This is a genomic window from Stenotrophomonas maltophilia (assembly GCF_900186865.1).
In the GTDB taxonomy this organism is placed as follows: domain Bacteria; phylum Pseudomonadota; class Gammaproteobacteria; order Xanthomonadales; family Xanthomonadaceae; genus Stenotrophomonas; species Stenotrophomonas maltophilia.
Genome location: NZ_LT906480.1, coordinates 3973621 through 3986367, shown reverse-complemented (window position 1 = coordinate 3986367; position 12747 = coordinate 3973621). Strand labels below are relative to the sequence as shown.

At 67.0% G+C, this 12747-nt stretch carries 9 protein-coding genes and 1 pseudogene; 8 read left to right on the top strand and 2 right to left on the bottom strand.

What is annotated here, in order from left to right; translation table 11 throughout:
* The first annotated feature begins 459 nt into the window (after positions 1-459).
* The 5 genes from CKW06_RS18875 to CKW06_RS18855 all read left to right on the top strand — a co-directional run bounded on the left by CKW06_RS18875 (position 460) and on the right by CKW06_RS18855 (position 6445).
* On the top strand, positions 460-1635 hold the full coding sequence (locus tag CKW06_RS18875; protein WP_005414330.1) for a phosphoglycerate kinase: 1176 nt from the start codon (positions 460-462) through the stop codon (positions 1633-1635).
* On the top strand, positions 1632-2285 hold the full coding sequence (locus CKW06_RS18870) for an HAD hydrolase-like protein (RefSeq protein WP_005410834.1): 654 nt from the start codon (positions 1632-1634) through the stop codon (positions 2283-2285). Before CKW06_RS18875 ends, CKW06_RS18870 begins: the two co-directional genes overlap by 4 nt.
* A gap of 217 nt (positions 2286-2502) precedes the next feature.
* Complete coding sequence (gene pyk, locus CKW06_RS18865) at positions 2503-3969, top strand: pyruvate kinase (protein WP_005410833.1); 1467 nt, start codon at positions 2503-2505, stop codon at positions 3967-3969.
* A gap of 196 nt (positions 3970-4165) precedes the next feature.
* Positions 4166-5170 (top strand): class I fructose-bisphosphate aldolase, encoded by a 1005-nt coding sequence (locus tag CKW06_RS18860; protein ID WP_005410832.1) that lies wholly within the window; start codon positions 4166-4168, stop codon positions 5168-5170.
* A 129-nt stretch (positions 5171-5299) separates the two neighbouring features.
* Entirely contained in the window at positions 5300-6445 is a 1146-nt protein-coding gene (locus CKW06_RS18855; protein ID WP_024958693.1) for a hypothetical protein, read from the top strand.
* 92 nt (positions 6446-6537) lie between these two features.
* Here CKW06_RS18855 and CKW06_RS18850 read toward each other — a convergent pair whose 3' ends face one another.
* Together CKW06_RS18850 and cysK are read right to left on the bottom strand one after the other, a co-directional pair.
* Complete coding sequence (locus tag CKW06_RS18850; RefSeq protein ID WP_024958694.1) at positions 6538-7137, bottom strand: O-acetyl-ADP-ribose deacetylase; 600 nt, start codon at positions 7135-7137, stop codon at positions 6538-6540.
* A 267-nt stretch (positions 7138-7404) separates the two neighbouring features.
* Positions 7405-8364: a cysteine synthase A gene (gene cysK / locus CKW06_RS18845; RefSeq protein ID WP_005410829.1), complete on the bottom strand. Its 960-nt coding sequence runs from the start codon at positions 8362-8364 to the stop codon at positions 7405-7407.
* 207 nt (positions 8365-8571) lie between these two features.
* Between cysK and CKW06_RS18840 the strand changes: the two genes are divergently transcribed.
* From CKW06_RS18840 to CKW06_RS18825, 3 genes and pseudogenes are all read left to right on the top strand, one after another.
* Positions 8572-9555, top strand: a complete 984-nt coding sequence (locus CKW06_RS18840) for a LysR family transcriptional regulator (RefSeq protein ID WP_024958695.1) — start codon at positions 8572-8574, stop codon at positions 9553-9555.
* 591 nt (positions 9556-10146) lie between these two features.
* Positions 10147-10578, top strand: coding sequence for a DUF2946 domain-containing protein (locus tag CKW06_RS18830; protein WP_024956886.1), 432 nt, complete (start codon positions 10147-10149; stop codon positions 10576-10578).
* A gap of 71 nt (positions 10579-10649) precedes the next feature.
* Positions 10650-12713: pseudogene (locus CKW06_RS18825) on the top strand (TonB-dependent copper receptor).
* Positions 12714-12747: the final 34 nt, after the last annotated feature.

Genomic DNA, 12747 nt, shown 5'->3' with positions numbered 1-12747 from the left:
GCATCCATGCGGCTCACGCCCCCAGCCAACCCACCCGCCCGGCCACGGACAGTTTCCGTGTGCGTCCACCCACGTAGAAAAAAAGAAAAGCAAAAGCGGGTCGCGCGCTTCGCGCACCCCTTCTTTCTTCAACCGACACCACACACTGCTCTTGCGTTTGCCATCCGCTCTACCTCATGAACCTGTTGAGGCCGGGGCGGTGCGGGTTGGCAGGGGTGTCAGCCGCATGGATGCGGCTGCCAAGCCTCCACGGACGGATTCACGGCGTCCCCTGCCAGCCCGCACCGCCCCGGCCCACCCACAGCATCACAAGGCGCCAGCGCTTTGGCTTTGGCCGCTGCTGTTGCTGTTGCTGTGCGCCTCTGCCTGCCGCAGGCATCGACCCTCCCACCACCCGCACCCGATACAATGGCCGCCTGCCGCATTCCGGCATCCCGTCCCCGAGCCAAAGAGTTGCCCATGTCCATCGTCCGCATGACCGACCTCGACCTCTCCGGCAAGCGCGTGCTGATCCGCCAGGATCTGAACGTGCCGATCGAGAATGGCCGCATCACTTCCGAACAGCGCATCACCGCTTCGCTGCCGACGCTCAAGCGCGCGCTGGAGCAGGGCGCGGCGGTGATGGTCACCTCGCACCTGGGGCGCCCGAAGGAAGGTGTGTGGAGCGAAGCCGATTCGCTGGCGCCGGTGGCCCAGCGCCTGTCCGAGCTGCTCGGTCGCGAGGTTCCGCTGGTGCGCGACTGGGTCGACGGTGTAGAGGTCCAGCCGGGCCAGCTGGTGCTGCTGGAAAACTGCCGCATGAACGTCGGCGAGGGCAAGGACGATGAAGCCCTGTCGAAGAAGTACGCCGCCCTGTGCGATGTGTTCGTGATGGACGCCTTCGGCACCGCGCACCGTGCGCAGGCCTCCACACACGGTGTCATCCGCTTCGCCCCGGTTGCTGCCGGTGGCCCGCTGCTGATGGCCGAACTGGACGCGCTGGCGCAGGCGCTGGATGCACCGGCCAAGCCGCTGCTGGCCATCGTCGCCGGCAGCAAGGTCAGCACCAAGCTGGAACTGCTGGCCAACCTGGTCGGCAAGGTCGACCAGCTGATCGTCGGTGGTGGCATCGCCAACACCTTCATCGCTGCCGCCGGCTACAACGTCGGCAAGTCGCTGTACGAGCCGGACCTGCTGGACACCGCGAAGAAGATCGTGGCCGATGCCAAGGCGCGCGGCGCCGACATCCCGCTGCCGGTGGACGTGGTGACCGCCAAGCAGTTCATGCCCGACGCGGTCGCCGAGGTGAAGGCGGTCGACGCCGTTGCCGAAGATGATCTGATCCTGGACATCGGCCCGCAGACCGCGGCGCAGTACGCGCAGCTGATCGACAAGGCTGGCACCGTGGTCTGGAACGGCCCGGTCGGTGTGTTCGAGTTCGAGGCCTTCAGCAAGGGCACCGAAGCGCTGGCCCGCGCCATCGCCAGCTCCAAGGCGTTCTCCATCGCCGGTGGCGGCGACACCCTGGCGGCGGTCGACAAGTTCGATATCGCCCAGCAGGTCAGCTACATCTCCACCGGCGGCGGCGCGTTCCTGGAGTTCCTGGAAGGCAAGACCCTGCCGGCGGTGGCCGCACTCGACGCGCGCGGCGCATGAGTGCCGGGCACGGCAAGGATGTCCTGTTCTTCGACCTGGACGGCACGCTGATCGACTCGCAGGTGGGCATCACCGCCTGCATCGCCTATGCGCTGCAGAAGATGGACCATCCGGTGCCGCCGCAGGAGACGCTGCTGGGCTGGATCGGTCCTTCGCTGCGTACCACCTTCACGCCACTGTTCGTCGAACCAGCGCGGGTGGAGCAGGCGGTGGGCTATTACCGCGAGCGTTTCGACGCCGAAGGCTGGCGCGAACACACGGTGTACCCGCAGGTGGAAGACACCCTGCGCACGCTGCATGGCCGAGGCCACCGCCTGGCGGTGGTCACCGCCAAGAACGAGCCGCATGCGCGCCGCATCCTTGCGCACCTGCCGTTTGGCGGGCTGTTCGAGGAGATCGTCGGTTCGACCCTGGACGGCTCGCGCAGCCACAAGCCCGAGCTGGTCGGGGAGGCACTGCGCCGCCTGCAACTGCAGCCCGCACAGTGCTGGATGATCGGCGACCGCCGCATGGACATCGAGGGCGCACGCCACCACGGCCTGCGCAGCGTGGGGGTGCTGTGGGGCTTTGGCGGTGAGGCCGAACTGACCGAAGCCGGTGCGGGCCAGCTGGCTCGCGAGCCGGCACAGCTGACGACGCTGTTGGCCTAGCCGCCCTTGCCTGTAGAGCTGGCCCCACGCTCGGCTGATTGCGGCCCACGGTGCAGCCGGGCATGGCCCGGCTCTACAGAACACCCTGCGCCAGCGTATGTCCGGGTGATGTCCGTTCCATGACCCGCGAAGTCAGGCAGCACAAGGCTGTAACCGTATACATGCGGCGTGAAGGATGTGCTAATTTCCGTTCTTTATCGGGAGAGGCCCATTCACCATGTTCGAGCGTCAGCGTCGCACCAAGATCCTTGCCACCCTCGGTCCGGCCACTGATCCGCCGGGCGTGCTGGAGGATCTGTTCCGCGCCGGCGTCAACGTGGTGCGCCTCAACTTCAGCCATGGTGACCCGTCCGGCCAGGCCAAGCGTGCCGCCGAAGTGCGTGCCGCCGCCGCCCGCGTCGGCGTGGAAGTGGGCATCCTGGCCGACCTGCCGGGCCCGAAGATCCGCATCGAGCGCTTCGCAGAAGGCAAGGTGCAGCTGAAGGCGGGCAACCGCTTCGACCTGATCGCCAGCACCAGCGCCGGCCCGGGTGATGCCACCCAGGTGGGTGTGAGCTACCTCGGCCTGCCGCAGGACGTGGGTCCGGGCGACGTCCTGCTGCTCGACGACGGCCTGATGCAGCTGCAGGTGGTGGAGGTGCAGGGCGAACGCATCATCAATACCGTACTGAACGACGGTGTGCTGTCCGACCGCAAGGGCCTGAACAAGCAGGGCGGAGGCCTCTCGCTGGGCGCGCTGACCGAGCGCGACAAGGAACTGATCGGCATCGTCGCCAAGATCGGTGTCGACTTCATCGCCGTGTCGTTCTGCCGCAACGCACAGGACATGAACGATGCGCGTGACATCGCCCGCTCGCATGGCTGTGATGCTGCGCTGGTGTCGAAGATCGAGCGCACCGAGGCCATCGAGAACCTGGAAGAAATCGTCGAGGCCAGCGACGTGGTGATGGTCGCCCGTGGCGACCTTGGCGTGGAGATCGGCGATGCCGAACTGCCGGGCCTGCAGAAGAAGATCATCAAGGCCTCGCTGGCGCAGAACAAGGTGGTGATCACCGCCACGCAGATGCTGCAGTCGATGGTGGAAAGCCCGATTCCGACCCGTGCCGAAGTGCTGGACGTGGCCAACTCGGTCATCGACGGCACCGATGCGGTGATGCTGTCGGCCGAGACTGCTGCAGGTGCCTGGCCGGTCAAGGCGGTCGAAGCAATGGCGCGCATCTGCCTGGGGGCCGAGCGCCAGTTCCAGACCGAGACCGACTTCAACGCTTCGCCGCGCAACCTCGAGCGTGCCGACCAGGCCATTGCCATGGCCACCATGTTCCTGTCCCAGCACGTGGGCGTGCGCGCGATCGTGGCAATGACCGAGTCCGGCGGCACCGCGCGTTACCTGTCGCGTTTCCGCGCCAAGGCGCCGGTGTTCGCGGTGACCCGCCATGACGGCGCGCGCCGGCAGATGGCGCTGATGCGCGATGTGTTCCCGATCAACTTCGACAGCCGCGGCCTGACCCCGCGCGAAGCCGCGCGCGGCAGCATCCGCCTGCTGGTGGAAGCCGAACTGCTGCAGGCCGGCGACCGCGTCGTGTTCACCAGCGGCGAGCACATGGAAACCCACGGTGCCACCAATACCCTGCGCCTGCTGGAAGTGGGTGAAGACGGCCGCGCCATTGGGCTGGGCGATCTGTAAACCCAGTCGGCCTTGGGTCGGAGCCGCTGCGCGGATCCGACCCGGGGTCAGATCCCCAAAGGTGCTCTGACCCCATGCCGCAGGACATCCCTTGTCCTGCGCGGACATTGGAATCGTTTCCATCCTGGCCTCGACACCGGGGCAACGGGCAGCGGGGCTATACTTACGTTTTTCCCGCACCCGCCACAGGAAATACATGAGCATCGAACAGCTGGCCGAAACCGCCCAGGCCATGGTCGCCCCGGGCAAGGGCATCATCGCGATCGACGAATCCACCGCTACCATCGCCAAGCGTTTCGCCGGCGTCGGTATCGAGAACACCGAGGAGAACCGTCGTGCCTACCGCGAGCTGCTGCTGACCACGCCGAAGCTCAACGAGCACATTTCCGGCGCCATCCTGTACGACGAAACCATCCGCCAGTCGACCAGGGACGGCGTGCCGTTCGCCAAGTACATGGCCGACCACGGCATGATTCCGGGCATCAAGGTGGACAAGGGTGCGCACCCGCTGGCCGGCTGCCCGGGCGAGCTGGTCACCGAAGGCCTGGACGGCCTGCGCGAGCGCCTGCAGGAGTACTACAAGCTGGGTGCGCGCTTCGCCAAGTGGCGTGCGGTCATCAACATCGGCGAGAGCATTCCGTCGGGCACCTGCATCGAGTCCAACGCCCATGCGCTGGCCCGTTATGCCGCCCTGTGCCAGGAATGCGGCCTGGTGCCGATGGTCGAGCCGGAAGTGATCATGGACGGCGACCACGACATCGAGACCTGCTACGAAGTCACCGAAGCCACCCTGCGTTCGCTGTTCGACGCGCTGTACCAGCAGAACGTGCTGCTGGAAGGCACCATCCTGAAGGCGTCCATGGTCATCTCCGGCAAGAACTGCGATGAGCAGGCCGACGTCGAGGAAGTGGCCGAGTCGACCGTGATGTGCCTGAAGAGCACCGTGCCGGCCATCCTGCCGGGCGTGGTGTTCCTGTCCGGTGGCCAGAGCGACGAGCAGTCCACCGAGCACCTGAACGCGATGAACCAGCTGGGCAACCTGCCGTGGCCGCTGAGCTTCTCCTACGGCCGCGCCATGCAGCAGGCCGCGCTGAAGCTGTGGGCCAAGGACATGAAGGGCAACTACGCAGCCGCCCAGAAGACCGTGTACGAGCGTGCCAAGGACAACGGCCTGGCTGCGCTGGGCAAGTGGAACGGCTGATCCGTCCCATCGCTGGATGAACAAGGCAGCGCCGGCATCACGCCGGCGTTTGCTTTTGCGGGTATCTTTTCCGCCCCCGCGTGCCCGGCCGGTACGCGGGAACCACATGGAAGGCCAAGGAGAAACAACATGCGTTTGGCAGCAATCACACTGGCCGTAGCCACGGTCCTGGTCGCCGGCGGGTGCAACCGTATCGGCGGCGGCGCAGAGGCAGGCAAGGCCGCGTCGCTCGATTTCGACAAGCCGGTGTCCGGCGAGATCACCTCGCGCAGCGGCATCAACTTCAATGATGGCAGCCATCACCAGCTCTACCAGATCAAGCTGGAAGACAAGGATCTGGTCGGCCTGAAGCTCACTGGTGCCCTCAGCGGCTCGATCGCCGTTTTCAACAACGGCAGTCTTGTTTCCACCAGCAACACCGGTTACGAACGCGAAGGCGACGTCTCGCTGGCGTTCCGTGCCAATGGCGGCGGCACCTACCAGGTGGCGATCAATGCCGATGGCCCGACCGCCTTTGGTCCGTATCGCCTGCGAGCCGAGAAGCTGAAACCTTACGACGGCAAGCCGTTGGCGGGCAGTGGCGAAATCGTGGACATGCTGGCCAGTGACTCGCAGGACTACACCCTGCAGGTGGACAAGGCCGGCCTGTACGAAATCCGCCTGGTGTCGGATGTCTTCGATCCGGTGCTGAAGCTGTCGGGCCAGGGCGTTGAAGCCGAAAACGACGATGGCAACGACAGCACCAACTCGCGGCTGACCCTGTCGCTGAAGCCGGGCAAGTACACCCTGACCGCGCGCGGCCTCGGCAGCGGTGTCAATGGCATGTTGACCCTGTCTGCCACCCGCATCGAACTGCCGGGGAATCTGGTCGAGCGCGATGGCACCGCCCTGCCGAAGTCGGGCAGCGTGTACACCATGCTGGACAACGAAGGCCGTCGCCGCTTCCTGCTGACCCTGGACCGGCCGGCCGACGTGCGCCTGGATGCGATTTCCAGCCAGGTCGATACCGTGCTGCGCGTGGTCGGTGGCGATGTCGAGCTGACCGACGACGACGGTGGCAACGGTACCAACTCGCGCCTGGAGGAGACTCTGCCGGCCGGTCATTACACCGTCGACGTGTCCAGCCTGAACAATGGCGCAGGCATGGTCGAGGTGCGCGTGCAGGTGGAAGGGGCCAGCGCCGAGGGTGCTGCCGCCTCGGCTGCACGTGCCGCTGCCGACGCTGCAGCCGCCGTGGCCGATGACGCCGCTGCGGTGGAAGCTGCCAGTCGTTGAGCGTGATCCACGCCACGCGTGGATGACATCAACGGTGCAACTGAGAAGGCCGGGCAATGCCCGGCCTTTTCCTTTCCACGCTGCGTCGCGATTCAATGCGCGGCGGCAAAACCCGCGTCACCCAAGGGCGGCAGCATCGACCCGCGCGGTTCGTTGTCGGCGCTTTGCCCGGCGGCACTCAACGCCTGCTGGTAGGCCTTGGCCGTAGCGGTATTGAACGCCACCAGCACGATGCGCATCGGTTGCGCGTGGCTGCGCTGCCAGGCCAGTGTTTCGGTCACTGCGATCTGCGCGGCCTGGTACAGCGGATAGCCGTATACGCCGCAGCTGATGGCTGGGAATGCGATCGACTGCACGCCCAGCGATTCGGCCAGCTGCAGCGACTTCCAGTAGCAGTTGGCGAGCAACGCCGGTTCATCGCGCTGGCCGTCGTGCCAGACCGGGCCCACCGTGTGCAGTACGTAGCGTGCAGGCAAAGCGTAAGCGCTGGTGGCGCGCACTTCGCCGGTCGGGCAACGTACGCCCGGGCGCAGCTCCGGCAGCTGCTCGCATTCGGCCAGCAACGCGGGCCCGGCCGCACGATGGATCGCGCCGTCGACACCGCCACCACCGAGCAGCGTTTCATTGGCCGCGTTGACGATCGCATCCACCGCCAGGGTCGTGATGTCGCCCTGCCAAACTTCGATCTTCATGCGTCCGTCTCCTGCCTGTGAGGTGATCCGCGCAGCATCTGCGCCGGCTGTTCCCACGGTAGGGGACAGGGCATCGATACTGCGTCATGACCGTCTCACGCGCTGCGATCCGACGGCCTTCACGCACGATGGCGGGCGACGCCTTCATGCAGGCTGAAGCAGAAGGGGGTCGGAGCCCTTTCCCTGCGGAAAAGGGATCCGACTCTGGGCATGTAACAGGATGCGGTCAGATCCTTTTCCGGATGGAAGAGGCTCTGAGCCCGGGTGTCACGGCAGGCCGGCCAGCCAGTCGTCGTCGGAACCCTCATTCACGTCGGCAAACAGCGGCGTGGAGAAGTAGCGTTCGCCGGTGTCCGGCAGCATCGCCAGAATCACTGAACCCGGTTCGGCACGTGCGGCCACGTCCAGTGCGCTGGCCACGGTAGCGCCGGCGGAGATGCCGACGAAGATGCCTTCCTCGGCGGCCAGCCGGCGCGCGGTGGCGATCGCGCGGTCATCTTCCACCGTCAGCAGTTCATCCACCACATCACGGTTGAGCACGTCGGGCACGAAGTCCGGGGTCCAGCCCTGGATCTTGTGCGGCTTCCAGTCATCGCCCTTCAGCAGTGCGGCGCCGGCTGGCTCGGTGGCGATGATGCGGGTCTGCGGACGCGCGACCTTCAGCACTTCGCCCACGCCGGTGAGCGTGCCGCCCGTGCCCCAGCCGCTGACGAAGTAGTCCAGCCGCTTGCCGGCGAAGTCGCGCAGGATCTCGGCGGCGGTGGTGTTGCGGTGATACGCCGGATTGGCCGGGTTGGCGAACTGGCTGGCCAGGAACCAGCCGTGCTGCTCGGCCAGTTCGCGCGCCTTGCGCACCATGCCGCTGCCGCGTTCGGCGGCCGGGGTCAGGATCACCTTGGCGCCATAGGCGCGCATCAGCTTGCGGCGCTCCACCGAGAAGGTCTCGACCATGGTCGCCACGAACTTGTAGCCGCGCGCGGCGGCGACCATCGCCAGCGCCACACCGGTGTTGCCAGAAGTGGCTTCGACGATGGTGTCGCCCGGCTTGAGCAGGCCACGCGCTTCGGCGTCGAGGATGATCGCCAGCGCCAGGCGGTCCTTGACCGAGCCGCCCGGGTTGAACGACTCGACCTTGGCGTAGACGCTGACCTGCGGCGGCGCCAGGCGCTGCAGCTTGACGATGGGGGTGTTGCCGACGGTATCGAGGATGGAGTCGTACAGGGCCATGGAAGCGCTCCGGAAACAGGGCCGCGCCGGACGCCGGCGGGCAGAAGGGGAGGGCTGGCTGTTCAGGCCAGCGGCTGCCGGCTGACCGTAGCGCCGGCATATGACGCCCGGAAATGACCAGATACCTTTCTTAAACAACCTTTGGTTATAAGCTGGTGACGGCAATTGACCCTAGAGTGGACCTCCGCCCCACGCCGCCCGCCTCCCATGACGCTGACCCAGCTGCGCTACCTGGTCGCCATCGCCGACGCCGAGCTGAACATCACGCTGGCCGCCTCGCGCGTGCACGCCACCCAGCCCGGCCTGTCCAAGCAGCTCAAGCAGCTGGAAGACGAGCTCGGCTTCCTGTTGTTCGTGCGCAAGGGCCGCAGCCTGGAATCGGTCACCCCGGCCGGCACCGAGGTCATCGCCCGCGCCCGCGCGGTGCTGGCCGAGGCCAACAACATCCGCACCTACGCGGCCAACCAGCGCCGCGAGAGCCAGGGCCAGCTGATCCTGACCACCACCCACACCCAGGCGCGCTTCGTGCTGCCGCCGGCGGTGGCAGCGATCAAGCAGGCCTATCCCCAGGTGAGCGTGCACCTGCAGCAGGCCGGTGAAACCGACGCGCTGGACCGCTTGAACCAGGGTGACGCGGATATCGCCATCATCAGCACCGCCGGCAGTGAGCCCACCGATGGCATCGCGGTGCCGCTGTTCCGCTGGCGACGCCTGGTGGTGGTACCCAAGGGGCACCCGCTGGACCGCGCCGGCCGCGCACCGGACCTGGCCGCGTTGGCCCGGCAGCCGCTGATCAGCTACGAATCCTCGACCCGCCCGAATTCCTCGTTGCAGCGCGCCTTCGCTGCAAACGGCCTGGCGCCGGACCTGGCGCTGACCGCGCTCGATGCGGACCTGATCAAGACCTATGTGCGTACCGGGCTGGGCGTGGGCCTGCTGGCCGAGATGGCGGTCAGTTCCAACGACGAAGACCTGCGCTCGTGGCCGGCGCCGGACCCGATCAGCGAGTGCATTGCCTGGGCGGTGTTGCCGCGCGACCGGGTGCTGCGCGATTACGCGCTGGAGCTGGTGCACGTGCTGGCACCGCAGATTGATCCGCGCGATCTGCGCAGGGTGCTGGATGGCAACCAGGCCGCCGCGTGGCCGGTGCCCCCGACGTGGGAGTCACTGACCCAGACCATCACGGTGTGAGGGGGGGCGAGCAGGGCTTGCAGCCCTGCACCTGCTGCGGACAAAGGCAACAGCAACAGCAGAAGCGGCATTCCGTGGGTTGGCGGGGCGGTGTCGGAGTGCGGGGACGCTGCAAGTACGTCCCTGTAAGCTTGGCAGCCGCATCCATGCGGCTGACACCCCGCACTCCGACACCGCCCCACCTCTGACAGATTCCGGCGGCTGTTGGTAGGTGTCGACCTTGGTCGACACGATAGATCCATGCGTGGATGCTTTTCGATTCCAGTTCGAAATATTCGATTCCGATGGAGATTCATCCACGCATGGCGTGGATCTACAGCAGATCGCGAGAATCTGTCGAAGGCGGGGTGGGTCCGGTTGCGGGAGTGTCCGCGGCATGGATGCCGCGGCCAAGCCCCCAAGGACGGGTTTACGGCGTCTCCCGCAACCGGACCCACCCCGCCTACCCACAGGAAGCCCGCTTTTGCTTCGGCTGTTGCTGTTGCTGTTGCTCCAGCTCGCAGCGGGTGCAAGGCGCAGCCCTGCCGATAAACCCCCTCCTGCGACGGTTCGTCGCACGGGCAACCCTGGACCCGCCTCTACACTAGCGGGGTGACCCGCCTGTCCCGCCCGCAGCGTCTTCTGCTCCAGCTCGCCATCCTGGCGACGCTGCTGATGGTGCTTGCGCCGCTGGTCAGCCGCGCGCTGCAGGCGCCGCCGATGGACCACACCGCAATGGCGGGCATGGACCACGCCACCATGGGCCATGACATGCACGACATGGCCATGGCCGGGCACGATCAGCACGGCGCCGCGCCGGCAGTGCCCCGCCCCGCGGCCGATCCCCACGCCATGCATGGCGAAGCCTGCGAATACTGTGTACTGGCCATGCGCCTGCTGCCATGGCTGGCGGTGCTGGTGCTGCTGTTGCCGTTGCTGTGGCGGCCGCGCCTGGTGTTCCCGTGGTCGCAACAGGTGCTGCCCGCACCGCACTGGCCCGCACATGCCGCACGTGGGCCACCGCGCGTCTCCATCGTCCGCTGATATCCCCGTGAATCTGCCGCACGACGCCTGACCGGGCGCCGTGCGCGCGTGCGTACCTTGGAGCTGTTCCGATGAAAATGACTTCCCGCCCCGCGGGCGCCTGCGCGCGCCTGCCGGCTGCCCTTGGCCTGGCCGTGACCACGTCACTGGCTTACGCCGCGCCTGCCGAAGAGGCGCGTACCCTCGATACGATGGTGGTCACCGCCGCCGCACCGTCCTCGCCGCTGCACTGGGTGACCGACCCACGCCTGCCGCGGCAGCCGGTGCCGGCCAGTGATGGTGCCGATTACCTGAAAACCGTTCCCGGCTTCTCTGCCATCCGCAATGGCGGCACCAACGGCGACCCGGTGCTGCGCGGCATGTTCGGTTCGCGCCTGAACATCCTCAGCAACGACGGCAACCTGATCGGTGCCTGCCCGTCGCGCATGGACAATCCGCTGTCCTACATCGCGCCGGAGAGCTTCGACCGGCTGACCATCATCAAGGGCCCGCAGAGCGTGCGCTGGGGCGCAGGTGCCTCGGCCGGTACCGTGCGCTTCGAGCGCGACACGCCGCGCTTCGATGAACCCGGCCTGCGTGCCGATGCCAGTGCGCTGGTCGGTTCGCGCAACCGCAATGACCAGGTGCTGGACCTGACCCTGGGCAACCCGACCGGCTACGTGCGTGCCAACGGCAACCGCTCCGAGGCCGATGACTACAAGGACGGCCACGGTGACGTGGTGCCGTCGAAGTGGCGCAAGTGGAACGGTGACGTAGCCATCGGCTGGACGCCGGATGCCGACACGCTGCTGGAGATTTCCGCCGGTGCCGGCGATGCCATCGCGCGTTACGCCGGGCGCGGCATGGACGGTGCCGCGTTCGAACGCACCAGCTATGCCGCGCGCTTCGAAAAACGAAATCTGCCCGGTGCGTGGGACACGTTGCAGGCCAACGTGTACTACAACGAAGCCGACCACGTGATGGACAACTACACGCTGCGCACGCCGAATCCCAACAGCATGATGCCGATGCCGATGGCGTCGAACGTGGACCGCCGTACCCAGGGCGGCCGGGTCAGTTCCGAGTGGCACTGGCAGGACGTGCAACTGGTGGCGGGTGTGGACGGCGAAGACAGCCGCCATCGTGGCCGCATGGGCATGGGCCGCAACACCTACCGCCAGGCCGCCTGGGAGACCGATGCCAAGTTCCGCCGCTACGGCGTGTTCACCGAGTTGACCCTCGGCGCCGGCACCGATCAGCGGTGGATCAGTGGCCTGCGCATCGACCGCGCCAGCGTCCGCGATGAGCGGCAATCGCTCCGCGGAATGATGGGGAACAGGCCCAATCCGACTGCGGGCCAGCGCCGCAAGGAATGGCTCGGCAGTGGTTTCCTGCGTTACGAGCAGGACCTGGCCGACGGCCTGACCTGGTACGCCGGGCTCGGCCACAGTGAACGCATGCCCGACTACTGGGAGCTGTTCTCGCCCAACCATGGCCCGGCCGGCGCAGTGAACGCGTTCACCGGCGTGCAGCCCGAACGCACCACCCAGCTCGACGTCGGCCTGCAGTACAAGGGACCGCGCGTGCAGACGTGGGTTTCGGCGTACGCCGGGCAGATCCAGGACTACATCCTGTTCACGTACCACGGCAGCGGCATGATGGGCATGAGCCAGGCCCGCAATGTCGACGCGCGCATCGCCGGTGCCGAGGCGGGCCTGGAAGTGAGCCTGGCCGGGCAGTGGAAGCTGGGCGGCACGCTGGCCTATGCCTGGGGCGAGAACCGCGACCAGTAGCGTCCGCTGCCGCAGATGCCACCACTGGAAGCACGCCTGAGCGCGAACTGGGAAGGCCAGCGCTGGAGTGCCGGGGCACTGCTGCGTGCGGTGACCCACCAGCACCGCGTGGCCGAGGGCCAGGGCAACGTGGTCGCACAGGACCTCGGGCCGAGTGCAGGTTTCGCCACGTTCGCGCTCAACGCCGCGTACCGTTTCAGTTCGCAGCTGCAGCTCAGCGCGGGCGTCGACAACCTGTTCGACCGCGCCTACAGCGAGCACCTGAACCTGGCCGGCAGTGCCGACTTCGGCTTCCCGGCCGACCCGGTGCGCATCAACGAGCCCGGGCGCAGCCTGTGGATGAAGGTGAACTACCGGTACTGATCCGCCGGGTGAAAAAAAACCGGGGCCGGATCCC